This is a genomic window from Mycolicibacterium doricum, from assembly GCF_010728155.1.
Taxonomy (GTDB): domain Bacteria; phylum Actinomycetota; class Actinomycetes; order Mycobacteriales; family Mycobacteriaceae; genus Mycobacterium; species Mycobacterium doricum.
The window spans coordinates 2,171,012-2,195,909 of record NZ_AP022605.1 but is presented as its reverse complement, the minus strand read 5'-3'; the positions used below and the strand labels follow the sequence as shown (position 1 = coordinate 2,195,909).

Here is a 24,898-nt window from a genome sequence, read left to right as displayed (position 1 = left end):
GCACATTACGGAGGTCGCCTTGTCCCGCGCCCAACTCGCTCTCAATGTCGATGACCTCGACGAGGCCATCACCTTCTACTCGAAGCTGTTCGGCACTGCCCCGGCGAAGGTGAAGCCGGGCTACGCGAACTTCGCAGTGGTTGATCCACCGTTGAAGCTGGTGCTTATCGAAAACCCGGGCCACGGCGGCACGCTGAACCACCTCGGCGTCGAGGTCGAGACCAGCCAGGCGGTCCACGCGGAGATAGCTCGCCTCAGCGACGATGGCCTCTTCACCGAAGAGGAAATCGGCACGACCTGTTGTTTCGCGACCCAGGACAAGGTATGGGTGACCGGACCGTCGGGTGAGAAGTGGGAGGTGTACACCGTGTTGGCGGACTCGGACACATTCGGCACCGACTCGACGATGCTCGTCGATGGCGACGAGAACGCCGGCACATGCTGCGCCGGGAGTTCCGATGACGCGCGGAGTGCCACGGCGTGACAGCGCGCACGGATAATCCCGACACGACCGTCGCCGGGAACCTTCCGCTGCTGGACCGGTTCCTCCCCGTGTGGATCGGGCTGGCTATGGCCGTCGGGCTGCTGCTCGGGCGGTTCGTCCCCGGGTTCGACGTCGCGCTGAGCAGCATTGCGATACAGGGGATTTCCGTACCGATCGCTCTGGGGCTCCTGGTCATGATGTACCCGGTGCTCGCCAAGGTGCGCTATGACCGGCTCGACACCGTCACCAGCGACCGAAGGCTGCTGGTGAGTTCGCTCGTATTGAACTGGATCCTAGGGCCGGCGCTCATGTTCGCGTTGGCCTGGCTGCTGGTTCCTGACCTGCCAGAGTACCGAACCGGCCTGATCATCGTCGGGCTCGCGCGCTGCATCGCGATGGTGATCATCTGGAACGACCTCGCGTGCGGTGATCGGGAAGCTGCCGCAGTCCTGGTTGCGCTCAACTCGATGTTCCAGGTGGTGATGTTCGCCGTCCTTGGCTGGTTCTACCTATCTGTCCTGCCGGGATGGTTGGGATGGGAGACCGCCACAATCGACGTCTCGCCGTGGCAGATCGCGCAATCGGTGCTGATCTTCCTCGGCATACCGCTCGTGGCGGGCTACCTGTCGCGACGCCTGGGTGAGAAGGCCAAAGGCCGGTCCTGGTACGAGTCGCAGTTCCTGCCCAAAATCGGGCCGTGGGCGCTGTACGGCCTGCTGTTCACCATCGTCGTGCTGTTCGCGTTCCAGGGAGAACAGATCACCAGTCGCCCCCTCGATGTCCTCCGCATCGCGGTACCGCTACTGGTCTACTTCGCGCTGATGTGGGGCGGCGGCTACCTGCTCGGCGCAGCCCTCGGTCTGGGCTATTCGCGGACCACGACGCTGGCATTCACAGCTGCGGGCAACAACTTCGAACTCGCCATCGCCGTGGCGATCGTCACCTACGGACCCGCATCGGGGCAGGCGCTGGCCGGGGTCGTCGGCCCGCTCATCGAAGTGCCCGTGCTCGTCGCGCTGGTATACGTATCTCTGTCGCTGCGCAGGCGCTTTTGGTCGTCCGCAACGGGAGTATCAAAGGAGAGGGCTGGGGCTCATGAGTGATCGGACACCCGGCGTGTTGTTTCTGTGCACGCACAACGCGGGCCGATCCCAGATGGCCATGGGATTCCTTCGACACCTTGCAGGAGACCGGGCAAGGGTCTACTCCGCAGGATCCGAACCCGCCGATGAGGTGAATTCCGCCGCCGTTGAAGCCATGGCCGAGAAGGGCATCGACATCTCGGGTGAGCAACCGAAGCGTTGGACGACTGACATGGTGGAGGCCGTCGACGTCGTCGTCACGATGGGGTGCGGCGACCAGTGCCCGTACCTACCCGGCAAGCGTTACGAGGACTGGGATCTCGCCGACCCGGCCGGACGGGGAGTCGAATTCGTGCGTCCGATTCGCGACGAAGTCGAGCGGCGCATACGGACCCTGCTCGAGCAGCTGGCCATTCCCGTGAACCGCCCTCAAACCGCGGAGTAGACGCCTTCTCCAGATGCTGGCCGGCAAGTCGTTGCTCGTGCGAATCAGTGCCCTGCCCGCCTGCGCCAACTTCGGTCTGGTCACCGAAGCACTTCTCATTTGCAACAGTTCTATAAACCCCAGAATTGTCGCGGTGGCCACTTCGCTGAATCGGCATACGTTCCCCCCGACGCAAGTCAGTACGAAGCGCACAGAGAACTGAGGGAACATGTCGCGGACCACGAACCGATTGGGCTTCACCGCCCTGGTTACTGCGGGAGCCTACTGGATCGTTCAGCTTTCCAACCCTGCGACGGCGATCGCTGACCCAGGGACGGCGAGCCCCGGAGTTCCGTGCGTGAACATCATGCAGCAGTTGCTCACCGTGCCCGGGCGGTTGCCGCAGACGCTGCCGGGCGCGAATTCTGCTCTGACCAACACCACGCCGCCGTCGGTCGGCATCCCGCCGGCCGGGTCGACCAACGGCATCGCCACCGCGACACCGCCGTCGGTCGGCGTCCCGCCCGCCGGTTCGCTCAACGGCACTGCCGGGTCGACGCCACCGCTCGTCGGTATCCCGCCCGCCGGTTCGCTCAACGGCACTGCCGCTGCCACGCCGCCCCGGCCACCAGTTCCGCCGTCGGCGCGAGTCGACACGGCCAGCGGTGCGACGCTGCCCGTTCCCGGTGCGCCGGGCGTGCCGACGGCGACCACGGGTGCGGGGGCGGTTCCTCCGGTTCCCGGTGCCCCGGGCGTCCCCACCGCCGGCAGCGGCGGCGGCGCTGTTCCTCCGGTTCCGGGTGCACCCGGCGCGCCGCTGGCGCAGTCGAGCGGCGCGGGACTGTCTTCGGCTCCGCCCGCTCCGGGTGCTACGGCCGGCGGCGCCGGTGGGGCAGGGGCGCCCGCTGCTCCGCCTGCCGTGCCCGCCGGTGTGGTCGATTCCTCCCGTGGTGTGACCCCGCCTGCCCCCGCTGCACCGCCTGCCGGTGTGATCGAGCCTGCAGCCGGTGTCGCGCTTCCGGCTCCGCCGGCTCCGGCCGGTGCTTCGGGGGGCGCCGGCGCTCCTGCCAGGCCGCCGGTTATCCCTGCCGGTGTGGTCGAGCCCGCTGCCGGTGCGGCTGCGCCTGCACCGCCTGCCGCTGTCGTTGAGCCGGCGTCAGGTGTCGCGCATCCGGCACCGCCGGCTCCGGGTGCTCCGGCGGGTGGTGCGGGTGGGTCAGTGACGCCTCCCGCTCCGCTGGCTCCGCCTTCGGGTGTGGTTGAGCCCGCGTCGGGTGTGATGCCTCCGGCTTCACTGGCTCCCCCTGCGGGTGTGGTGGATTCGGCGAGTGGCGTGGCGCCGCCGGCGCCTCCTGCTCCAGGTGGTGGGTCATCGAGCATGGTCGAGACTTTCTCGCCTCCGGCTCCGCCGGCGCCGGCTGTTCCTGCGGCGAATTCCGCGGCTGAGCCCGTGACGCCTCCTGCTCCGCCGGCTCCGGGTGCTCCGACGGTGAGTTCGGTGGACAACGTGGCGCCGCCGACGCCTCCTGCTCCAGGTGGTGGGTCGTCGAGCATGGTCGAGACTTTCTCGCCTCCGGCTCCGCCGGCGCCGGCTGTTCCTGCGGCGAATTCCGCGGCTGAACCCGTGACGCCTCCAGCTCCGCCGGCTCCGGGTGTTGCGCCTCCGGATTCGCCGGCCTTGCCTGCTGCGGTGGTTGAGCCTGCTGCGGGTGTTGTGCCACCCGCACCGCCGGCCTTGCCTGCTGGGGTGGTTGAGCCTGCTGCGGGTGTTGTGCCTCCTGCACCGCCGGCCTTGCCTGCTGGGGTGGTTGAGCCTGCTGCGGGTGCTGCGCCACCCGCACCGCCGGCCTTGCCTGCTGGGGTGGTTGAGCCTGCTGCGGGTGTTGTGCCTCCTGCACCGCCGGCCTTGCCTGCTGGGGTGGTTGAGCCTGCTGCGGGTGTTGTGCCTCCTGCACCGCCGGCCTTGCCTGCTGGGGTGGTTGAGCCTGCTGCGGGTGTTGTGCCTCCTGTACCGCCGGCCTTGCCTGCTGGGGTGGTTGAGCCTGCTGCGGGTGTTGCGCCTCCGGCTCCCGGTGGTCCGGGTGCCCCGGGTGGCCCGGGTGGTGGTTCCGGTGGGGCGGTCGCTCCCGCTGCGCCGCCTGCACCGCCAGCCGCCGGGGTCCAGCCCGCTGCCGCCGTTACTCCCCCTGCCCCTCCGGCTCCGGGTGTCCCCGCGGCAAGCTCCGTGCCCGTCGTCACGCCGCCTGCTCCGCCCGCACCTCCGGCAGGTGGCTCGGGTGCAGTGAACATCGTCACGCCGCCTGCAGCACCGGCTCCGCCGGCCAGCGGCTCTACTGCGCTCAACATCCCGACGCCTCCGTACCCAGCCGCACCCGGTGTGCCGGCCAGCGGTGCGGGCGGTACGCCCACCGGCGTCCTTCCGCCGCTCGAGGGAGCAGCGGCGGTGTTCGATCGCCTGCTGCCGGGAGCCCCGACACCCAGCGCGCCGGGTGCGGTGGGTACGGCGACCAACGGCCCATGGGACTTCATCCCGACGATCACCGTTCCGCAGATCCCGGGTCTGCCGGTTCCGCTGCCGACCGAGATCGGACCGCCCAGTGACGGCATCTGCGCCGGAACCGGTGGGCTGTGGTCGGCGAGCGCCGCTCCCGGCGCGACACCGGCCAAGGCGCCGGCCACCAGCCCGGCATCGGACCGTCGCGACGATTGATGACCCGCTTCCGGCGGACATTGCGGTCAGGCCCGGCGTGTTCGCGCCGGGCCTGACGCGGTCAGCGGGTAGCGGGAAGCCTCAGCAACAGGCGCGCTCCGCCCATCGGACTGGTTTCCAGGAACGCTGAGCCACCGTGCAATTCGGCCTGCTGTGCGACTAGTGCCAGCCCAAGCCCGGAGCCGGAGCGCGATGCGGTCGACCCGCGGGAGAAACGTTCGAAGACGAGCGTGCGCTCTTGCTCGGGCACCCCGCTGCCGTTGTCGTCGATCGCGATCTCGACATCCTCGCCGGAGCGGATAGCGCTCAGCCGGATCTGCGTGGCATCACCGTGCTTGATCGCGTTGGCGATGGCGTTGTCGATCACCAGACGTAGCCCGGCGGGCAGGCCGAGTATTCGCACCTGTGCGGACGGCACCAGCGACACGTCAAGGCCGGGATAGCTGCGCAACGCGTCGTGCGCGGCGCGGTCCAGCAGTTCGGTGACGTCGACCGGGACGTGATCCTCCGCAGTGGTCAATTCGCCTTGTGCCAACCGTTCGAGCGCTGTCAGCGTCGCCTCGATCCGGCTCTGTGTGCGGACAACATCGTTGATCACTTCTTTGCGCTGCTCGTCGGTCATGTCGAGGGTTGACAAGACTTCGAGGTTGGTGCGCATAGCGGTCAACGGCGTTCGCAACTCATGCGATGCCACGGCCGCGAAGTCGCGCGCCGACTCCAGTGCCGCCTTGGTCCGCTGTTGTTCCTCGCCGATGCGGGCCAGCATGCCTTCCACCGCCTCGGCGATCTCGGCCGCCTCCCAGACTCCGCCGACCTGTACCTCCTCCGGTTTGGACTGCGCGTTGATGGCCCGCGCTTGCTGCGCCAGCAACCGGAACGGGTTGATCATGATCGACCACATCACCCAGCCCACGACCACGGTGCCCGCGATCACCCCGCCGCAGATGAGCAGGACTCGCAGATGCAACTGGTCGATACGGCGCTGGGTCGCGGCGAGCGGTGAGCCCAGTGCGATGGTCGCGGGGCCCGCAGCGAAGGTGCGCACCCGGTACTCGACACCGTCGATCGTGGTGTTCGCGTACCCCATGTCGAGTTGCGGCAGCACGATGTCCTTGGGCACCGACACGGTCATACCGCCGATCCGTGCGGTGCGCACCAGTGTCCGGTCGGCAGGTGGATCGGCCGGGTCGTCGCCGGTGATCGTCGCGTTCAACAACGTCCCGAAGTCCCCGAGGCTGGTCACCGAGTCCAGTTGCCGGTCCAGCTGGCTGTACTGCTCGTTCGTCACCCCGATCCACACCCAGGTGCCGAGGGTGAGTACCAGAACCACCACCGACAGCGCGGCCACGATCACGATGGTGCGCAGCGACACGATCGGCACCGGCATCGGCATGAAGCGCCGTAGCCGCTCGTCGGCGCCCACTATCGGGCTGGCCGCACGACGCCCAGCCGGTGCCGAGATATCGCAACGCTGCTCACGACGCCATCTTGCCCGACCGGTTCGGCCGGACGCGGCGGCGTCCGGGATGATGCCCCGGTGGTTGCGCGGAAACTCTCGGACGTCCTGACGACGCTGGACGTCGAGCACATCGCAGATGACGAGTTCATGGCGACGCAACTGGACAACGCCGCGCATCACATCGTGGGTGGGCACCTCGCCGCTCAGGCGCTCATGTCGGCGAGCCGCACGGTCAGCGGGGACCGCGCTGCGCATAGCATGCACGTGTACCTGTTGCGTGCCGGCGACGCACGCCGGCCGGTGCACTTCGAGATCACCCGGCTTCGTGACGGCGGCGTGCTGTCCTCCCGCCGAGTGCTGGCGCGCCAGGACGACGAGGTGCTCCTCGAAGCGCTCATGTCATTCACTGCACCGCTCCACACCTTCGAACACCAGCAGCCGATCCCCGACGTCCCCACCCCGGAGTCGCTGCCGTCGGTGCAGGAACAGCTGCGCCCGTACGCCGACGAACACGGCGGCCACTGGGTCCGGCCGCAGCCGCTCGACCTGCGCTACATCGACCCGCCGCCGCGTCTGGCTCTCGACCGACCCGACCCGTCGCCGCGCATCAGACTGTGGTGTCGTCCCGCTGAACCGATGCCCGACGACCCGGTCCTCAACAGTTGCCTGCTGACTTACATGTCCGGCACCGCGCTGCTGGAGACGGCGATGGTGGTCCGCCGAACCACGCCGCTGACGTGTTTCTCCGCGCTGATCGACCACGCGGTCTGGTTCCACCGGCCGGCCGACTTCTCGGACTGGGTGCTCTCGGATGCGGTAGCCCCCAGCGGTGTCCATGGTCGCGCGCTGACCACCGCCACGATGTACAACCGCACCGGGGCGTTGGTGTGCACGGCCACCCAGGAGATCTACTTCGGCCGCGACCGCCGCGAATGACCCTGCGCGCACACGCCGCTATCGTCGCCGGCCGCAGATCAGCCCGGCCGCGACGCGCAGATCCTCGGTGAGGGCGTCGAACGCCTGCTGGCGGTTCTCAGCCGGGCCGCGCAGCACCGACGACGGGTGCACAGTCGCCACCACGGCGGGGTCGATGTCGGGTTCGGTCGGCTCGGTGATGGCCGGAAGGTTCAGCACTTCCCCGCGGTGAGCGGTCAACCGGAAGTCGTCGCCCATCAGAGCTTTCGCCGCCGTGGCGCCGAGCAGCACCAAGACTTGCGGCCGCACGGCGTCCAGTTCGGCCAGCAACCACGGCCGGCACGCGACGACCTCCGTCCGGCTCGGCGTTTTGTGGATGCGGCGCTTGCCCCGCTCCGGCAACGTGAATTTGAAGTGCTTGACGGCGTTGGTGACGTAGAGGCGCTCCCGGTCGATGCCTGCGGCCACGAGCGCTTTGTCGAGCAACTTGCCTGCCGGGCCGACGAACGGTTCCCCGGCTTGGTCCTCCTGATCGCCGGGTTGCTCTCCGACGAACATGACCGTCGCATTCGCGCTCCCTTGTCCGAACACAGCCTGGGTGGCATCGCGGTAGAGCTCACACCCTCGGCATGCCTGGACCGCATCGGCGAGGATCGACACGTCGCGAGTGTCGGGGACGAAGTCCTCGGCGCCGGGCACTTTGGTCGTCATGGTGGCGGACTACCCCCGCGTAGGGTCCGTCATGCGCTCAAGGGGGACGCGGATACCGCTGTGCACTTCGTCACGCAAAGACCTCGCTGCGACGATGAGCAACTGCGGCAGCGCACGACGACTCGGTCACTGTGTGGAGCGTTACGCTTTTGCCGATCGCTAACATCTGTGCCGGTAGAACGCCCGTCGGTCGTACCGAGCAGGCTCGCCGGGTGTCGCGATTAGCACCCGTGTTCGTCGGGCAACGCGTTACTGTCTCGGTTGGCTTCGCAAATGACTCTGGGAGGGTATGGATGAGCGCCTATCGCACCGTGGTGGTCGGCACCGATGGCTCGGATTCGTCGTTGAAGGCAGTCGACCGAGCGGGCCAGATCGCTGCCGGGTCGGGCGCCAAGCTGATCGTCACCACCGCTTACTTCCCGCAGAGTGAGGATCAGCGCGCCGCCGACGTCCTCAAGGACGAGGGCTACAAGATGTCAGGCAATGCCCCTATCTATGCGATCTTGCGAGAGGCGCGCGACCGCGCCAAGGCCGCCGGCGCCGAGAACATCGAAGAAAAGGCCGTCGTCGGTGCACCGGTCGACGCCCTGGTCGAGTTGGCTGAGGAGGTCAACGCCGATCTGCTCGTGGTCGGAAACGTCGGCCTCAGCACCATTGCCGGACGACTGCTCGGTTCGGTGCCGGCCAACGTGGCGCGGCGGTCCAAGACCGACGTCCTCATCGTCCACACCACACCCTGATTCCGATTGACAACGCCGCACCGACCGTTATCGCATCAAACGGCTGCCGTTCGCCTGGACGGTGTGAGCGCTACCAGCCACGCTGGCGCCACTCGCCGAGGTGCGGGCGCTCGGCACCCAGCGTGGTGTCGTCGCCGTGGCCCGGGTAGACGACCGTCGAGTCCGGGTAGACGTCGAACACCCTGGCCGTGACGTCGGTCAGCAACTTCTCGAAGTCTCCGTCCTGCCACGTCTTGCCCACTCCGCCCGGGAACAGGCAGTCACCGGTGAACAGGTGCACGGCATCGCCTGCGGCGGCGCCGTGCAGGGCCAACGCGATCGAGCCCGGGGTGTGGCCACGCAGGTGGATGACGTCGAAGGTGAGATTGCCGATCCGGAGGGCGTCGCCTCCGGCGAGGTAGCGGTCCGGGGTGACGGGCAGCGGTTCGGCGTCGAGTTCGTGGGCGGCCGTCGGCGCACCGGTCGCCTCGACCAGTGCCTCCAGCGCCTGCCAGTGGTCGAAATGTTGGTGGCTGGTTACGATCAACGTCACCGTCGGCACCAGGTCCCTGACGAGTTGCAGGAGGATGTCGGCATCGTTGGCGGCGTCGATGAGTAACGTCTCACCGGTTCGCGAACAGGTGATCAGGTATGCGTTGTTGTCCATGGGGCCCACGGAGGCCTTGACGATTGTCGCGCCAGGAAGGGTTCGCCTGGCCGCGGTCCGGGGTTCGACATGGCCGGTGTAGTTGTCGTCGACGACTGTCATGAGAGCCACGGTAACGGGCTTGTCGGTGGCGACACCTAGCATGGATCAAAGTGCATTGACCATGTCTAAGTCAGGGGATGTCTAAGTCAGGTGGTGTCTAAGTCAGGGGATGTCCGAGTCAGGGGATGTCCGAGTCAGGGCATGTCTGAGTCAGGGCATGTCTGAGTCAGGGAAGGACCGAGTTGGCTGACCGCCTGATCGTCAAGGGTGCGCGCGAGCACAACCTGCGAAGCGTCGATCTTGACCTACCGCGCGACGCGTTGATCGTGTTCACCGGTCTGTCCGGTTCGGGCAAGTCGTCGCTCGCGTTCGACACCATCTTCGCCGAGGGGCAGCGCCGCTACGTGGAGTCGCTGTCGGCCTATGCCCGGCAGTTCCTCGGGCAGATGGACAAACCAGATGTCGACTTCATCGAAGGCCTCTCACCCGCGGTGTCCATCGACCAAAAGTCGACCAACCGCAACCCACGGTCGACGGTCGGCACCATCACCGAGGTCTACGACTACCTCCGGCTTCTCTATGCTCGCGCGGGTACGCCGCATTGTCCGGTGTGTGGTGAGCGCATCGCGCGGCAGACCCCTCAGCAGATCGTCGACCAAGTCCTCGCCATGGACGAGGGCCTGCGATTCCAGGTGCTCGCACCGGTCGTTCGCACCCGCAAGGGCGAGTTCGTCGACCTGTTCGAGAAGCTCAACACCCAGGGCTACAGCCGAGTGCGCGTCGATGGTGTCGTGTATCCGCTGACCGAACCGCCCAAGCTGAAGAAGCAGGAAAAGCACGACATCGAGGTCGTGATCGACCGGCTCACCGTGAAGGCCACCGCCAAGCAACGGCTGACCGATTCGGTGGAGACGGCGCTGACCCTGGCCGACGGTATCGTGGTGCTCGAGTTCGTCGACCGTGAAGACGACCATCCGCATCGCGAGCAGCGGTTCTCCGAGAAACTCGCCTGTCCGAACGGCCACCCCCTCGCGGTGGACGACCTCGAACCGAGGTCGTTTTCGTTCAACTCCCCGTACGGGGCCTGTCCGGAGTGCGCGGGTCTGGGCGTCCGCAAAGAGGTCGACCCCGAACTTGTCATCCCCGATCCGGACCTGACGCTGGCCGAGGGTGCCATCGCCCCATGGTCGATGGGCCAGACCGCGGAGTACTTCACCCGCATGCTGACCGGCCTGGGGGAGTCGATGGGCTTCGACGTCGACACCCCGTGGAAGAAGCTGCCCCCCAAGGTCCGCCGCGCCATCCTGGCGGGCTGCGACGAGCAGGTGCACGTCAAGTACCGCAACCGCTACGGCCGCACGCGGTCGTACTACGCGGACTTCGAAGGCGTCATGGCGTTCCTGCAGCGCCGCATCGAGCAAACCGACTCCGAGCAGATGAAGGAGCGCTACGAAGGCTTCATGCGCGATGTGCCGTGCCCGGAGTGTGACGGCACTCGCCTCAAGCCCGATATCCTGGCTGTCACCCTCGCCGCGGGGGACCAGGGCGCCAAGTCCATCGCCGAGGTCGCCCAGCTGTCGATCGCCGACTGCGCGGACTTCCTCAACGCGCTCACCCTCGGCCCACGCGAACAGGCCATCGCCGGTCAGGTGCTCAAAGAGATCCAGTCCCGGCTGGGGTTCCTGCTCGACGTCGGGCTCGACTATCTGTCGCTCTCGCGCGCAGCGGCCACCCTCTCCGGCGGTGAAGCTCAACGCATCCGGCTGGCCACCCAGATCGGGTCCGGGCTCGTCGGCGTCCTCTACGTCCTCGACGAACCGTCGATCGGTCTCCATCAGCGTGACAACCGCCGCCTCATCGACACCCTGGTGCGGCTGCGAGAGCTGGGCAACACGCTTATCGTGGTCGAACACGACCTCGACACCATCGCGCACGCCGACTGGGTGGTCGACATCGGACCCGCGGCCGGTGAGCACGGCGGACGGATCGTGCACAGCGGCACGTACAGGGACCTGCTGAACAATCCGGATTCGCTGACCGGCGCGTACCTGTCCGGGCGCGAGACGATCGAGGTGCCGGCAATCCGGCGCCCCGTCGACCGCAAACGGCAACTCACCGTCGTCGGTGCGCGCGAGCACAACCTCAAAGACGTCGACGTCGCATTCCCGCTCGGCGTGCTGACGTCGGTCACCGGGGTATCGGGTTCGGGTAAGTCGACGTTGGTCAACGACATCCTCGCCTCGGTGCTGGCCAACAAACTCAACGGCGCCAGGCAGGTACCCGGCCGGCACACCCGCATCAACGGCCTCGACGAACTCGACAAGCTGGTGCGGGTGGATCAGTCGCCGATCGGGCGGACCCCGCGGTCGAACCCCGCCACCTACACCGGTGTGTTCGACAAGATCCGCTCGCTGTTCGCGGCCACCACGGAAGCCAAGGTTCGCGGATATCAGCCGGGGCGTTTCTCGTTCAACGTCAAGGGCGGACGCTGCGAGGCCTGTTCCGGTGACGGCACCATCAAGATCGAGATGAACTTCCTACCGGACGTCTACGTTCCGTGCGAGGTATGCCACGGCGCCCGGTACAACCGCGAGACCCTCGAGGTGCACTACAAGGGCAAGACCATCGCCGAGGTCCTCGACATGTCAATCGAGGACGCGGCGGAGTTATTCGAACCGATCAGCTCCATCCATCGCTACCTCAACACGCTGGTGGACGTGGGGCTGGGATACGTGCGGCTCGGCCAGCCGGCACCGACCTTGTCCGGCGGTGAGGCCCAGCGCGTGAAGCTCGCAGCCGAGCTGCAGAAGCGGTCGACCGGCCGCACGGTCTACATCCTCGACGAGCCGACCACCGGCCTGCACTTCGAGGACATCCGCAAGCTTCTCAAGGTGATCAACGGCCTGGTCGACAAGGGCAATACCGTCATCGTGATCGAGCACAATCTGGACGTCATCAAGACCTCCGACTGGATCATCGACATGGGGCCGGAGGGCGGTGCCGGCGGCGGCACCGTTGTCGCGCAGGGCACTCCCGAAGACGTCGCGGCCAACACCGACAGCTACACCGGCCACTTCCTGGCCGAGATGCTCGACGTGCCCGCCCCGACCCGCAGGCGGCGCAAGGTCAGCGCTTGAGCGACGGCTCACTCATGCGTGTCACCGCGTAGGCATGGAGGTCGGTGACCGTGGCGCGCCCGAACGCCCGCAGCCAGCGTCCCACGGTCTTTTTCCTCCATCTGGGCACGGATCTGAGCCAGCCGCTCGGCGCCCGCTCGCTGCCGTTCCTCGTACTGTTCGTCGACGGTGCGGCCTTCGGGCGTCTCGGCGGCCAGTTCGGCGGCGCCGATCGCGGTGCCGTACCGGCCCTCGATCTTCTCGCGCACCGACTCGAAGGTCGGGACGCCGCCCGGTGTATACCCGGTGTCGAGCGCTTCGGCGGGCGGGGGTGGCGGAACCGGGGTGGGTCCGGGAGCAGGCTGCGGTTCGTCGGCCATGCCGTCACGGTACTCCGGGGTTTCAGCGCGGTTTGGCTAAGGGGAACGGCAGGGTTTCGCGGATGCTGCGACCGGTGATCAGCATGACCACCCGATCGACGCCCATGCCCAGTCCGCCGGTCGGTGGCATGGCGTACTCCATCGCCTGCAGGAAATCCTCGTCTAGTTCCATTGCCTCCGGGTCACCGCCGGCCGCCAGCAGGGACTGTTCCTGCAGTCGGCGGCGCTGCTCCACCGGATCGGTGAGTTCGCTGTAGGCAGTGCCCAATTCGACACCCCAGGCGACGAGGTCCCATCGCTCGGCCACGCCGGGGAGGCTCCGGTGCGGGCGTGTCAACGGCGACACCGACGTCGGGAAGTCCTTGTAGAACGTGGGCCGCTCGGTGCGGTCCTCGACGAGGTGCTCATACATCTCCAGCACCACCGCACCCGCGTCCCAGTGGGTCGGACAGGGGATTCCCGCTGCGTCGGCGAGCTCGCGCAGCGTCGGCAGGTCCGTAGCGGCGTCTACGTGTTCCCCGAGCGCCGCGGACACCGCGTCGTGGACGGTCTTGACGGTCCAGGGACCGGAGATGTCGACGGGCTCGAGCGAGCCGTCGCCGCGCGGGCGCAGAAACACCTGCTCACCGTTGGCGGCCATCGCGGCGGCCTGGATGAGCTCGCGGCACCCGTCGATCCACACGTTGTAGTCGGCGTGCGCCTGATACGCCTCCAGCAACGTGAACTCCGGATTGTGGGAGAAGTCGACACCTTCGTTGCGGAAGGCGCGGCCCAGCTCGAAGACGCGCTCCACCCCACCAACGCAGAGCCGCTTCAGATACAGCTCGGGGGCGATGCGAAGGTACAGGTCGAGGTCGTAGGCGTTGATGTGGGTCACGAACGGCCGCGCATTGGCGCCGCCGTGGATCTGCTGCAAAATCGGTGTCTCGACCTCGAGGAAACCCTTGTGGTACAGCGTTTCCCGGATGGCGTGCAGCACCCCGCTGCGGGCCCGGATGAGGTCACGCGCCCCGGTGTTGACCGCCAGGTCGACGTAGCGCGCGCGGACCCGCGCCTCCTGATCGGTGAGGCCCTTCCACTTGTCGGGCAGCGGGCGCAGGCATTTCCCAGTGAGCCGCCAGTGCCGCACCAGCAGCGAGCGGGTGCCGTTCTTGCTGTAGCCCATGGTCCCGGTCGCCTCGATGAGGTCGCCGAGGTCGATGGCCGCGGTGAAGCTGGCTGTGGCGCCCTGATCGAGCGTCGAGTTGTCCAGCAGGAGTTGCACTTCGCCCGACCAGTCCCGCAAGTGCGTGAAGAGCACACCGCCGTAGTCGCGGATGCGCAGCACCCGGCCGCTGACGCTCAACTCGACGTCGTCGGGGGAGTCGACGGCCGCCGCCACGGTGTGGCTGGGTGCCTGGCCTACCGGATATGCCTCCACGCCATTGGTTTGCAACGCTTGCAGCTTCGCCATCCGGACCCGCACCTGCTCGGGCAGCCGAGGTGGCTGGTTGTCGGCGCCATCGGTGTGTAACCCGCAGAGGTCGGATGCGGTGCCGTCGTGGTGCAACAGACCGCTCGCGACGAGGTCCTGCGGTGCGGACGTGTGGTGGCCGGTGTGCTGCCTGCTGCGGCGCGAGAACGGTAGCACCAGAAATCCCTCGGCGATCACCGACGCCACCCCGACGCGGGGAATGAGCCGCGCGTCCTCGTAGCAGGCGTACCGCGGCACCCACTGCGGTTGGTACTTCATGTTCGACCGGTACAGGGTCTCGAGCTGCCACCACCGTGAGAAGAAGACGAGCAGCCAGCGCCACAGCCGCGCCACCGGGCCGGCACCGAGCTGTGCGCCCTGCTCGAACGCGGACCGGAACATCGCGAAGTTGAGCGAGATGCGGGTGACGCCGATGTCCTCGGCCTGCATGCACAACTCGCTGACCATCAACTCGATCGTCCCGTTGGGTGATAGCGGGGAGCGCCGCATCACGTCGAGTGAGGCGCCGTTGCTGCCCCATGGGACCAACGAGAGCATGGCCACGACGGTGCCTTCCATCGAGTCGCTTCCCTGCTGCCCGCCGATATCCCCCCGGACCGCCTCGACCAGCAGGCAGTCGCCGTCGGCCGGATCGCCCAGGCGGCCCAGCGCCATCGAGAACCCGCGCTCGGTCTCGGTGTCGCGCCAGGCGTCGGCGTGGGCGATCACCCCGGCCATCTGCTCGCTCGACAGTTCCCGGTGTCTGCGGATCCGCACGGTCACCCCGGCGCGACGGGCCCGGGTCACGGCCTGGCGCACCGCCCGCATGTCCGGACCCGAGAGTCGGAAAGAGTCCGGATGCAGGATCGCCTCGTCGCCCAGTTGGATCGCGTTGAGCCCAGCCGCGCGGAAGGCCTCGGCCCCGCCGACGCTGGCACCCATGACGCCCGGCGCCCATCCGTACGTCTGACACAGCGCCAGCCACGCACCGATCGCCTGGGGCCAACCCTTCGGGTCGCCGACCGGGTCACCACTGGCCAGACAGACCCCCACCTCGACCCGGTAGGTGACGGCGGCACGTCCGCTGGGTGCGAACACCACGGACTTGTCCCGGCGGGTCGCGAAGTACCCCAGCGAGTCGTTCTTGCCGTACAACTCGAGAAGACCGCGGATGGCAGATTCGTCTTCGCCGGTCAAAGCATTCTCGGAGCGTTGGGACTGGAACAGCATGATCGCCGCGGCCATCAGCGCCAGCGCGCCGAACAGTCCGAGTAGCGCGTTCACCACCACATGCGGGTGCTGGCCGTCGAACGCCTCCGGGTCCACGCCGGCGAAGGCGAACACCCGGTTCACCGCGTACGCCAGCCGGTAGTCGCGTTGCAGCGTGCCGGGGAACAGTTCGAGGAGACCCCAGCCGACCAGCACGCCGACCGCCATCCCGGCGGCCAGCACACCCGCGGCCTTCAACAGCGCACCTCGCCGCACGCGCGCCCAGAACAGCGGGCGAGCCAACAGCAGGAAGGCGATCGCCGCGAGGTGGAAGAGCAGGCCGATCACCTCGCCCGTCTCCTCGACGACCGATTCGTCACCGGTCAGCAGATTCCCGACGTTCCAGCCGACCGCGGCCACCATGTAGACCAACAGCACCCACCACGCGATGCGTTTTCGGGCAGCGAGCGCGCCTGCCAGCAGCGCCAGCACGAACGCCCAGGCAAAGCTGGTGTCGGGGAAGTTGAAGATGTAGTCGTTGACGAACTCGCGCGGCACCCGAATAATCCACCGCACCAGCGGCGAGATACTTGCGATGAGCGACAGGGTGGCGATGATGCCAACGGTCCACCCGGCGGCGGCTGGAACCCAGGAGTAACGGGAGGCGGCGCGCGTCCTCGGCGGACTGGTGAGCGTCATAGCCGGGGACAATATTCGCTCAGGGCCCCGAATGTGGGGACCTGATCACCAGACCGGACCAGTGTATTTCTCTCCGGGACCCTTACCGGGTTCGTCGGGGGCGGCGCTGGCTTCGCGGAACGCCAGTTGCAGCGTCTTGAGACCGTCGCGAACGGGTCCGGCATGTGGGCCGAGGTATTCGGCCGACGCGGCCACCAGACCGGCAAGGGCGGTGATCAGCCTGCGGGCCTCGTCGAGGTCACGGTGCGGGCTCTCGTCGGGATTGTCGTGGGAGAGACCCAGCTTCTCGGCGGCCGCGCTCATCAGCATCACCGCCGAACGGGTGATCACCTCGACGGCGGGAATATCGCTGAGGTCGCGAATGTCTGGATCGTCGGTCATGGCTGTTAGACTGGCATGCGCGACAGTCCTGCCTGAGGTCAGGACAACAAGTGGAGTCCCACTCCCACCGCTGGCCACCTCGGCACAGCGGTCCGGTGATCGGCATCGAGGATGCCGGTTCTGCGCTGTCTGCGCAGGCGGCGCGTGCCGCGATCGGTCGGCAACGGGCCCTGCAGCGCAGGGCCATCCTGCTCTGGCGGGCAGGTGCGGAATGGGCCAGTGGACTCCCGGGAGAACACAACATAGGAGGCCCCATCAGCACTGAGACCCGCGTCAACGAGCGCATCCGCGTACCCGAAGTTCGCCTGATCGGACCGGGCGGTGAGCAGGTAGGCATTGTGCGCATCGAAGATGCACTCCGCGTCGCCGCGGATGCCGATCTCGACCTCGTCGAAGTCGCACCGGACGCCAAGCCGCCCGTCTGCAAGATCATGGACTACGGAAAGTTCAAGTACGAGACGGCCCAGAAGGCACGCGAGTCTCGCAAAAACCAGCAGCAGACCGTCGTCAAGGAACAGAAGCTGCGTCCCAAGATCGACCCGCACGATTACGAGACCAAGAAGGGTCACGTCATCCGCTTCCTCGAAGCCGGGTCCAAGGTCAAGGTGACGATCATGTTCCGCGGGCGTGAGCAGTCACGGCCCGAACTGGGCTTCCGACTCCTGCAGCGCCTGGGCGCCGATGTCGCCGAATACGGCTTCGTCGAGACGTCCGCGAAGCAGGACGGCCGCAACATGACGATGGTGCTGGCCCCGCATCGCGGCGCGAAGACTCGTGCCAAAGCGGCGGAGCAAGCAGAACGTCCCCGTGAGTCGGCTCCCGGCCCGGACGCCACGTAGTACTGCCCCACACCCCCGAACAGAATCAAGAGGACCTCCATGCCCAAGGCCAAGACCCACAGCGGCGCGTCGAAGCGCTTCCGGCGTACCGGCACCGGAAAGATCGTGCGCCAGAAGGCAAATCGGCGCCACCTGATGGAGCACAAGCCCACCAAGCGCACGCGCCGCCTGGCCGGCCGCACACAGGTGTCGGCCAACGACGCCCCGCGCATCAACAAGATGCTCAACGGCTGAGCGACGAATCGACCTTTCCCAGTCCCACGAGATAGGAACCACCCATGGCACGCGTCAAGCGCGCAGTCAACGCCCAGAAGAAGCGCCGCACAATCCTCAAGGCCTCCAAGGGCTACCGCGGCCAGCGGTCCCGCCTTTACCGCAAGGCCAAAGAGCAGCAGCTGCACTCACTCACCTACGCCTACCGCGACCGGCGGGCGCGCAAGGGTGATTTCCGCAAGCTGTGGATCTCCCGGATCAACGCCGCGGCCCGCGCCAACGACATCACCTACAACCGGCTGATCCAGGGCCTCAAGGCCGCCGGCGTCGAGGTCGACCGCAAGAACCTCGCCGAAATCGCCGTAAGCGATGCCGCCGCGTTCACCGCGCTGGTCGAGGTGGCCAAGGCCGCGCTGCCCGCTGATGTGAATGCGCCGGCAACGACGTCTGACGAGGCCGCCTGACCCTGCTCACGGAGCGCTCCGCCCGAGTGGCGGCAGCGGTCAAACTCCACCGACACGTCGGCCGCCGCCGCGCCGCACGCTTCCTCGCCGAGGGACCCAACCTCCTGGAGGCCGCGTTGCGGCGCGGTGTCGTATCAGAGGTCTTCGCCACCGAGGACGCCGCTGCGCGCTTCGCGTCGCTGCTCGCCGGCACCGACGTCCAGCTGGTCACCGAGCGGGCGGCAAAAGCGCTGTCGGATACGGTGACTCCGGTCGGGCTGGTCGCGGTGTGCCGGTTGCCCGAGGTGTCGCTGGAGGACGTGCTTCACGCTTCCCCACGACTCGTGGCGGTGGCGGTCGAGACATCCGAACCCGGTAATGCGGGCACGCTGATCCGGCTCGCCGACGCCATGGCCGCCGACGCGGTGATCCTGGCCGGAAACAGTGTGGACCCTTACAACGGTAAGTGTCTGCGTGCCTCGGCGGGCAGCATCTTCGGGGTTTCCGTCGTCGAGGCCCCCGACACCAAGGAACTGATCGGCGAGCTGCGCGGCGCCGGGCTGCGGGTGCTCGCCACCACGCTCGACGGCGAGGTGAGCCTTGACGATGCGGACCTGTCCGCGCCGACGGCGTGGCTGTTCGGCGCCGAGGCCCACGGGCTCGCACAGGAGGTGGCCGCGCTCGCCGATGCCCGGGTGACCATCCCGATGGCAGGCAGCGCTGAAAGCCTCAACGTCGCCGCCGCCGCGGCGATCTGCCTCTACCAGAGCGCCCGCGTCATGCGCGCCCACTGACGGCTGCGCCGCGTGTGGATTCACCGCGAGGATCGGGCTGATCCTCGGACTGATCGCACACTCGGCGCACGGTGACCGCTCAGTGGTCGCGCAGCAGACCCTTCGCCACGTGCGTTATCTGAACTTCGTTGCTGCCGGCGTAGATCATCAGCGATTTCGCGTCACGGGCCAGCTGTTCGACGCGGTACTCGGTCATGTACCCGTTGCCGCCGAACAGTTGGACCGCCTCCATGGCGACGTCGGTGGCGGCCTGCGAGCAGTACCACTTGATGGCCGACGCTTCGGCAAGCGAGATCGGCGTGCGGGTCTGTGACGCCTCGATAACGCGGAACAACATATTCCGCACGTTCATCCGGGCCACCTCCATGGTGGCGAGCTTGAGCTGGATGAGCTGGAACTGCCCGATCTCCTTGCCCCACAACGTCCGGCTGCGGGCGTAGTCGACTGAAAGGCGCAGACACTCCTCGATCACGCCGAGTGCCATGGCGGCCACGCCGATGCGTTCGGTGGAGAAGCTCGACCGCGCGCTGTCGCGACCGTCGCCGGCTTCGTTGTCCTCGGTCTCGCCTAGCAGGCGGTCGCGTCCCAAACGCACGTTGTTGAAGAACAGTTCACCGGTGCGGGAGGAGTGGATGCCCATCTTCCGGAACGGCTTCGACTGCACGAAGCCCTCCATGCCGCGGTCGAGCACGAACGTGAGCACCTTGCGGTCACGCTTGTCGGTGCCGTCGCCTTCGTCCAGTTTGGCGTAGACAACCACGACGTCGGCGTCGGGACCGTTGGTGATGAACGTCTTCTGCCCGTTGAGGATGTAGTCCTCACCGTCGCGGACCACATAGGACTTCATGCCGCCGAACGCGTCCGAACCGGAATCCGGTTCGGTGATCGCCCAAGCGCCGACCTTCTCATAGGTCACCAGTGCGGGTAGCCAGCGCTCCTGCTGGGCGAGCGTTCCGCGGCCCATGATCGTCGGCACCGTCAGCCCGAGACTGACCCCCATGCCGGTCACGACGCCCATGCACACCCGGCACAGCTCGCTGACCACGACGAAGCCCATACCGGCGCTCGCGCCTTCGCCACCGAACATGCCGCCGGAATTGGGGCCCCGGGACGACGACGAGTCTTGCTCGCGCAGGCGTGCGAACCGTTTGTCCAGCGACTCCTTCGCCATCGCGTCGATTCCGAAAGTCCTGAACAGGTTTCGGATGAGGGGGTAGGGCTCCATCTCGCCGCTCTCGAGAGCGTCGACATGCGGACGGATTTCTTTGTCGACGAACTCCCGTACGGCGTCACGCACGGCAAGATCGACATCAGACCACTCGAGCATGCCCTTCAGGCTGCCTTACCGCCTCGACGGGGCTGGACGCAGCCCCGCCAAAGAGCACGTTGTGCGCACCAGCGACCCCAGTTTTGTGATCAGTCCTGCGGCGCGGGACGTGCAGCCCGTGGCATGCGCCCAGTAGAACGTCTCGGCGATCGCGCGCGTGGTAGCGCCGCTCGGCGCCAGCGCGGTCTGGTGCCTCGGACACTGGTCTGGTGCCTTGGAGACTGTGGATGCATGCAGCCCGTGACGGGGCGCTCGTTGGCCGCGCTCCGGGCCGCCGCATACGCTTGGCGGCGTGGAGGTCGAGCCCTTCGGTGAACGATCCGGTGGTACCGATGACGCGCAGCCGGTGCAACCGCGCGGATCGGCGGGACCGCTGGGCTGGTTCTACAGGGCCAACCACAGTCCCGGTGTCCTCGAGTTCCTGCGCCGCGCGCGCCGGGCGCTGCCGGGAGACCCCGACTTCGGGGATCCCCTGTCCGCGGACGGGGTGGGCGGGCCACGGGCCGCGGCGCGCGTCGCGGACCGGCTGCTCGACCGCGAGGCGGCGTCGCGTGAGGTCAGCCTCGGCGCGCTGCAAATCTGGCAGGCCGTGACCGAGAAGGTCTCGGGCAAACCGGCGAACCCGGAAGTCACCCTGGTTTTCAGCGATTTGGTCGGATTCTCGTCGTGGTCGCTGACCGCCGGTGACGACGCCACCCTGCGGTTGTTGCGCCGCGTCGCCCAGGCGTACGAACCGCCGCTGCTGGAAGCCGGCGGACGGATCGTCAAACGCATGGGCGACGGATCCATGGCGGTGTTCACAGATGCAGGCACGGCGGTGCGCGCGGTGCTCAACGCGATGGCCGCGGTCGGATCGGTCGAGGTCGACGGGTACATCCCCCGGATGCGGGTGGGCGCCCACACCGGCAGGCCGCACCGGATCGGCTCGGACTGGCTAGGGGTGGACGTCAACATCGCCTCCCGGGTGATGGAGCGGGCGACCCGAGGCGGGTTGGTCGTCTCGCAGACCACGCTCGACCAGATTTCTGCCGAGGACCTCGCAGCGATGAACGTCACCGTCAAGCGTCAGCGCAGGCAGGTGTTCAGCCTCAAACCCGACGGTGTGCCCCCCGAGTTGGCCATGTACCGGTTACGCAGGAGCAGGCCGGCGGGGGAGGACTCCACCGACGACGACTCCTAGCGGGAAACGGTCGCGAGGGCGCTCAAGGCGATCACCTATGATCGCCGGGTGGCTGAGCAGCCCGGAATGGCCGGAAACCTGTCTGAAGAGGCGTTGACCGACGCGGTCGACGCGGCCCGCGGTGCGTTTGACTCGGCTTCCGATCTCGACTCGCTGGCCCGCGCTAAAACCGAACACCTCGGTGACCGGTCACCGATCGCGGTGGCCCGCCAGTTACTGGGGAGCCTGCCCAAGACAGAGCGCGCCGATGCGGGCAAGCGTGTCAACGTGGCACGCTCAGAGGTCCAGCACAGCTATGACGAGCGCCTCGCCGCATTGCGCGCCGAACGAGACGCGGCGGTCCTGGTCGCCGAACGCATCGACGTCACGCTGCCGTCGACGCGTCAACCGGTCGGTGCGCGCCACCCCATCACGATCCTCGCCGAGAACGTCGCCGACACCTTCGTCGCGATGGGCTGGGAGCTCGCCGAAGGGCCTGAGGTCGAGACCGAACAGTTCAACTTCGATGCGCTCAACTTCCCGCCGGACCACCCGGCGCGCAGCGAGCAGGACACGTTCCACATCGCGCCCGAGGGATCCCGTCAGGTGCTGCGCACGCACACCTCGCCGGTGCAGATTCGTGCCCTGCTGGAACGCGATCTGCCCGTCTACATCGTCTCGATCGGCCGCACCTTCCGCACCGACGAACTCGACGCGACCCACACGCCGGTGTTCCATCAGGTCGAAGGGCTCGCCGTCGACCAAGGCCTGACCATGGCGCACCTGCGCGGGACCTTGGACGCGTTCGCGCGGGCAGTGTTCGGTCCGCAGGGCCGCACCCGGTTCCGGCCGCACTTCTTCCCTTTCACCGAACCCTCGGCCGAGGTGGACGTGTGGTTTCCCGGCAAGAAGGGCGGCCCCGGCTGGGTGGAGTGGGGCGGGTGCGGCATGGTCAACCCGAACGTCCTGCGCGCCTGCGGGATCGATCCCGACACGTATTCCGGTTTCGCATTCGGCATGGGTTTGGAGCGAACGTTGCAGTTCCGCAACGGGATCCCCGATATGCGCGACATCGTTGAAGGTGACGTCCGGTTCTCGCTGCCGTTCGGGGTGGGCGCCTGATGCGGCTGCCGTACAGTTGGCTGCACGAAGTCGTGGCTGCCGGCGCCCCTGGGTGGGACGTGTCGCCCGAGGAACTCGAACAGACTCTGATCCGCATCGGCCACGAGGTCGAGGGCGTGCGGCCGGTCGGTCCGGTGACCGGACCCTTGACCATCGGCCGGGTCGCCGAAGTGGAGGAGCTCACCGAGTTCAAGAAGCCGATTCGCGCGGTCAAGGTGGACGTCGGCGAACCCGAGCACCGTGACATCGTCTGCGGCGCGACCAACTTCGCGGTCGGCGATCTGGTGGTGGTGGCGCTGCCCGGCACCACCCTGCCCGGCAATGTCGAGATAGCGACGCGCAAAACCTACGCCCGCACCTCCGACGGGATGATCTGCTCGACGGCCGAACTGAACCTCGGTACGGACCACTCCGGCATCCTGGTCCTGCCGCCCGGGACCGCCGCGCCCGGCGCGCCGGCCGCCGAGGTGCTCGGCCTCGACGACATCGTGTTCGACCTCGCGATCACGCCCGACCGCGGCTACTGCCTGTCGGTGCGCGGAATGGCCCGTGAGATCGCCTGCGCCTACGACCTCCACTACATCGACCCGGCCTTCGATCCGGTGCGAGTGCCCGCCCTGCCGGTGGAGGGGCAGGCGCTGCCGGTGACCATCGACGCGGGAACCGGCGTACGGCGCTTCGTCCTGCGTCCGGTCGCCGGTATCGACCCCGCTGCCGTGTCGCCGTGGTGGCTGCAGCGCCGCCTGCTGCTGTCCGGCATCCGTGCCATCTCCCCGGCGGTCGACGTCACCAACTACGTGATGCTCGAGTTGGGTCACCCGATGCACGCCCACGACCGCAGCCTGATCACCGGCGGGTTCCGGGTGCGCTTCGCCGAACCCGGTGAGACTGTCGTCACACTCGACGACGTGCAGCGCCGACTGGACCCGGCCGACGTGCTGATCGTCGACGATGCGGCCACCGCCGCGATCGGCGGCGTGATGGGAGCGGGCACGACAGAGGTCCGTGAGACCACCACCGACGTGCTGCTGGAGGCGGCGGTGTGGGATCCGGCCGCGGTGTCGCGCACCCAGCGGAGGTTGCGTCTGGCCAGCGAGGCCGGCCGCCGCTACGAGCGCACGGTCGACCCGGCCATCTCCGTTGCGGCGCTCGACCGGTGCGCCGCCCTGCTCGCCGACATCGCAGGCGGCGCTGTCGAACCTCGGTTGACCGACTGGCGCGGTGACCCGCCGCGCGAGGACTGGTCGCCGCCGCCGGTGTCGATGGCTCTCGACCGGCCCGATCGCACGGCCGGCGTGGACTACGCGCCGGGCAGCACCGAGAAGCGGCTGACCCAAATCGGTGCCGAGGTGAGCGTCGACGGCGACCGGGTGACGGCCGTCCCGCCCAGCTGGCGCCCCGACATCAGGGAGCCCGCCGACCTGGTGGAGGAGGTGCTGCGCCTCGAAGGCCTCGAGCAGATCCCCTCTGTGCTGCCCGCCGCGCCCGCCGGTCGCGGGCTGAGCGCCGGCCAGAAGCGCCGCCGCGCGATAAGCAAGTCGCTGGCGCTGAGCGGTTACGTCGAGATCCTGCCCACCCCGTTCCTGCCCGCCGGCGTCTTCGACGTGTGGGGCCTCGCCGCCGACGATCCTCGCCGGGTCACCACCGAGGTGCTCAACCCGTTGGAGGCCGACCGGCCACATCTGGCCACGACCCTGTTGCCCGGACTGCTCGAGGCGTTGGCTCGCAACGTCTCCCGCGGGGCGGCCGACACCGCGTTGTTCGCCATTGCCCAGGTGGTCGAACCCACCGAGGAGACCCGGGCCGTCGAGCGGATACCCAACAACCGCCGTCCGACCGACGAGGAGATCGCCACCCTCGACGCCTCGCTACCGCGTCAGCCCCAACACGTCGGTGCCGTGCTGGCCGGTATGCGGGAACCGGCCGGGCCGTGGGGTCGCGGCCGACCGGTGGAGGCCGCCGACGCGTTCGAGATGGTACGCATCGTGGGCCGTGCGGCCGGAGTGGACTTCACGCTGCGCTCCGGGCAGCACCTGCCATGGCATCCCGGACGATGCGCCGAGGTGCTGATCGGAGACACCGTCGTCGGGTATGCCGGACAACTGCATCCGGCGGTCGTGGAACGGGCCGGTCTGCCCAAGGGCACCTGCGCGGTCGAACTGGACCTCGACGCGGTGCCGATCACCGAGCGCCGGCCTGCCCCGCGTGTCTCACCGTTCCCGGCCGTCTTCCAGGACGTCAGCTTGATCGTGGACGACGACGTCGCGGCCCAGAGCGTGGTCGACGCGGTGCGCGCCGGCGCTGGAGAGCTGCTCGAGGACGTGCGCGTGTTCGACGTGTACACCGGTCCGCAGATCGGGCAGGGCCGTAAATCCCTGGCATTGGCCCTACGTTTTCGCGCTGCCGACCGCACCCTGACAGAGGACGAGGCGAGCGCCGCCCGCGAGGCCGCTGTTCAGGCCGCGGCCGAACGCGTCGGCGCCGAACAACGCCGCTGACCGTCGGGGTCGCAGCAGATGTAAGTGATTTTGCATCTGTCTGCATAATCAT

At 67.9% G+C, this 24,898-nt stretch carries 23 protein-coding genes and 1 pseudogene; 16 read left to right on the top strand and 8 right to left on the bottom strand.

The window, feature by feature from the left end; all coding sequences use genetic code 11:
- Window positions 1-19: 19 nt before the first annotated feature.
- From G6N07_RS10795 to G6N07_RS10785, 3 genes are read left to right on the top strand one after another with little or no spacing between them, the layout of a single operon-like run.
- Window positions 20-484 carry an ArsI/CadI family heavy metal resistance metalloenzyme gene (locus G6N07_RS10795; protein WP_085187896.1) on the top strand — a complete coding sequence of 155 codons (465 nt, stop codon included), beginning with the start codon at window positions 20-22 and terminating at the stop codon, window positions 482-484.
- Window positions 481-1,587 (top strand): ACR3 family arsenite efflux transporter, encoded by a 1,107-nt coding sequence (gene arsB / locus G6N07_RS10790; protein ID WP_085187899.1) that lies wholly within the window; start codon window positions 481-483, stop codon window positions 1,585-1,587. Before G6N07_RS10795 ends, arsB begins: the two co-directional genes overlap by 4 nt.
- Window positions 1,580-2,011 (top strand): arsenate reductase ArsC, encoded by a 432-nt coding sequence (locus G6N07_RS10785; protein ID WP_085187902.1) that lies wholly within the window; start codon window positions 1,580-1,582, stop codon window positions 2,009-2,011. The genes arsB and G6N07_RS10785 overlap by 8 nt, the downstream gene beginning before the upstream one ends.
- Before the next feature lie 273 nt (window positions 2,012-2,284).
- On the opposite strand, the gene G6N07_RS20355 is transcribed toward G6N07_RS10785, so the two are convergent.
- The gene (locus tag G6N07_RS20355) at window positions 2,285-2,704 is read right to left on the bottom strand and encodes a hypothetical protein (RefSeq protein WP_244949064.1); all 420 of its coding nucleotides are present in this window, start codon (window positions 2,702-2,704) and stop codon (window positions 2,285-2,287) included.
- Between the two features lie 293 nt (window positions 2,705-2,997).
- Here G6N07_RS20355 and G6N07_RS20350 point away from each other — a divergent pair, with 293 nt between their 5' ends.
- From G6N07_RS20350 to G6N07_RS20340, 3 genes are all read left to right on the top strand, one after another.
- Window positions 2,998-3,213 carry a hypothetical protein gene (locus tag G6N07_RS20350; RefSeq protein ID WP_165756739.1) on the top strand — a complete coding sequence of 72 codons (216 nt, stop codon included), beginning with the start codon at window positions 2,998-3,000 and terminating at the stop codon, window positions 3,211-3,213.
- A gap of 471 nt (window positions 3,214-3,684) precedes the next feature.
- Window positions 3,685-4,275, top strand: coding sequence for a hypothetical protein (locus G6N07_RS20345; protein ID WP_244949063.1), 591 nt, complete (start codon window positions 3,685-3,687; stop codon window positions 4,273-4,275).
- Entirely contained in the window at window positions 4,272-4,700 is a 429-nt protein-coding gene (locus G6N07_RS20340; RefSeq protein ID WP_235849821.1) for a hypothetical protein, read from the top strand. Before G6N07_RS20345 ends, G6N07_RS20340 begins: the two co-directional genes overlap by 4 nt.
- Before the next feature lie 61 nt (window positions 4,701-4,761).
- Here G6N07_RS20340 and G6N07_RS10775 read toward each other — a convergent pair whose 3' ends face one another.
- On the bottom strand, window positions 4,762-6,093 hold the full coding sequence (locus G6N07_RS10775) for a sensor histidine kinase (RefSeq protein WP_085191856.1): 1,332 nt from the start codon (window positions 6,091-6,093) through the stop codon (window positions 4,762-4,764).
- A 213-nt stretch (window positions 6,094-6,306) separates the two neighbouring features.
- On the opposite strand from G6N07_RS10775, the gene G6N07_RS10770 reads away from it, so the two are divergent.
- Window positions 6,307-7,095, top strand: a complete 789-nt coding sequence (locus G6N07_RS10770) for an acyl-CoA thioesterase (RefSeq protein WP_275990630.1) — start codon at window positions 6,307-6,309, stop codon at window positions 7,093-7,095.
- Window positions 7,096-7,113: 18 nt separating this feature from the next.
- On the opposite strand, the gene G6N07_RS10765 is transcribed toward G6N07_RS10770, so the two are convergent.
- Window positions 7,114-7,785 carry a UdgX family uracil-DNA binding protein gene (locus G6N07_RS10765; RefSeq protein WP_085191808.1) on the bottom strand — a complete coding sequence of 224 codons (672 nt, stop codon included), beginning with the start codon at window positions 7,783-7,785 and terminating at the stop codon, window positions 7,114-7,116.
- Window positions 7,786-8,078: 293 nt separating this feature from the next.
- Here G6N07_RS10765 and G6N07_RS10760 point away from each other — a divergent pair, with 293 nt between their 5' ends.
- On the top strand, window positions 8,079-8,525 hold the full coding sequence (locus G6N07_RS10760; protein WP_085191810.1) for a universal stress protein: 447 nt from the start codon (window positions 8,079-8,081) through the stop codon (window positions 8,523-8,525).
- Between the two features lie 70 nt (window positions 8,526-8,595).
- Here the strand turns inward: G6N07_RS10760 and G6N07_RS10755 are convergent, their stop codons facing one another.
- On the bottom strand, window positions 8,596-9,273 hold the full coding sequence (locus G6N07_RS10755) for an MBL fold metallo-hydrolase (RefSeq protein ID WP_085191812.1): 678 nt from the start codon (window positions 9,271-9,273) through the stop codon (window positions 8,596-8,598).
- 182 nt (window positions 9,274-9,455) lie between these two features.
- Here G6N07_RS10755 and uvrA point away from each other — a divergent pair, with 182 nt between their 5' ends.
- Complete coding sequence (gene uvrA, locus G6N07_RS10750) at window positions 9,456-12,350, top strand: excinuclease ABC subunit UvrA (RefSeq protein ID WP_085191814.1); 2,895 nt, start codon at window positions 9,456-9,458, stop codon at window positions 12,348-12,350.
- Between the two features lie 86 nt (window positions 12,351-12,436).
- Here uvrA and G6N07_RS10745 read toward each other — a convergent pair.
- The 3 genes and pseudogenes from G6N07_RS10745 to G6N07_RS10735 form a co-directional block, all read right to left on the bottom strand.
- Window positions 12,437-12,709: pseudogene (locus tag G6N07_RS10745) on the bottom strand (hypothetical protein); the annotation flags it as partial.
- A 22-nt stretch (window positions 12,710-12,731) separates the two neighbouring features.
- On the bottom strand, window positions 12,732-16,070 hold the full coding sequence (gene lysX / locus G6N07_RS10740) for a bifunctional lysylphosphatidylglycerol synthetase/lysine--tRNA ligase LysX (protein ID WP_085191816.1): 3,339 nt from the start codon (window positions 16,068-16,070) through the stop codon (window positions 12,732-12,734).
- Between the two features lie 45 nt (window positions 16,071-16,115).
- Window positions 16,116-16,451, bottom strand: coding sequence for a DUF1844 domain-containing protein (locus G6N07_RS10735; RefSeq protein WP_085191818.1), 336 nt, complete (start codon window positions 16,449-16,451; stop codon window positions 16,116-16,118).
- A 254-nt stretch (window positions 16,452-16,705) separates the two neighbouring features.
- Between G6N07_RS10735 and infC the strand changes: the two genes are divergently transcribed.
- From infC to G6N07_RS10715, 4 genes are read left to right on the top strand one after another with little or no spacing between them, the layout of a single operon-like run.
- A complete protein-coding gene (gene infC / locus G6N07_RS10730) occupies window positions 16,706-17,290 on the top strand; it encodes a translation initiation factor IF-3 (RefSeq protein WP_167535206.1) in 585 nt (194 codons plus the stop codon).
- A gap of 39 nt (window positions 17,291-17,329) precedes the next feature.
- Complete coding sequence (gene rpmI, locus G6N07_RS10725) at window positions 17,330-17,524, top strand: 50S ribosomal protein L35 (protein ID WP_011560373.1); 195 nt, start codon at window positions 17,330-17,332, stop codon at window positions 17,522-17,524.
- A gap of 44 nt (window positions 17,525-17,568) precedes the next feature.
- Complete coding sequence (gene rplT, locus G6N07_RS10720; RefSeq protein WP_085191820.1) at window positions 17,569-17,967, top strand: 50S ribosomal protein L20; 399 nt, start codon at window positions 17,569-17,571, stop codon at window positions 17,965-17,967.
- Window positions 17,968-17,993: 26 nt separating this feature from the next.
- On the top strand, window positions 17,994-18,740 hold the full coding sequence (locus G6N07_RS10715) for a TrmH family RNA methyltransferase (RefSeq protein WP_085191822.1): 747 nt from the start codon (window positions 17,994-17,996) through the stop codon (window positions 18,738-18,740).
- 79 nt (window positions 18,741-18,819) lie between these two features.
- Here G6N07_RS10715 and G6N07_RS10710 read toward each other — a convergent pair whose 3' ends face one another.
- The gene (locus G6N07_RS10710; RefSeq protein WP_085191824.1) at window positions 18,820-20,067 is read right to left on the bottom strand and encodes an acyl-CoA dehydrogenase family protein; all 1,248 of its coding nucleotides are present in this window, start codon (window positions 20,065-20,067) and stop codon (window positions 18,820-18,822) included.
- 292 nt (window positions 20,068-20,359) lie between these two features.
- Here G6N07_RS10710 and G6N07_RS10705 point away from each other — a divergent pair, with 292 nt between their 5' ends.
- The 3 genes from G6N07_RS10705 (at window position 20,360) to pheT (ending at window position 24,846) form a co-directional block, all read left to right on the top strand.
- The gene (locus G6N07_RS10705) at window positions 20,360-21,247 is read left to right on the top strand and encodes an adenylate/guanylate cyclase domain-containing protein (protein ID WP_085191825.1); all 888 of its coding nucleotides are present in this window, start codon (window positions 20,360-20,362) and stop codon (window positions 21,245-21,247) included.
- Between the two features lie 66 nt (window positions 21,248-21,313).
- On the top strand, window positions 21,314-22,348 hold the full coding sequence (pheS, locus tag G6N07_RS10700) for a phenylalanine--tRNA ligase subunit alpha (protein ID WP_099050256.1): 1,035 nt from the start codon (window positions 21,314-21,316) through the stop codon (window positions 22,346-22,348).
- A complete protein-coding gene (pheT, locus tag G6N07_RS10695; RefSeq protein WP_085191828.1) occupies window positions 22,348-24,846 on the top strand; it encodes a phenylalanine--tRNA ligase subunit beta in 2,499 nt (832 codons plus the stop codon). Before pheS ends, pheT begins: the two co-directional genes overlap by 1 nt.
- The last annotated feature ends 52 nt before the right edge of the window (window positions 24,847-24,898 follow it).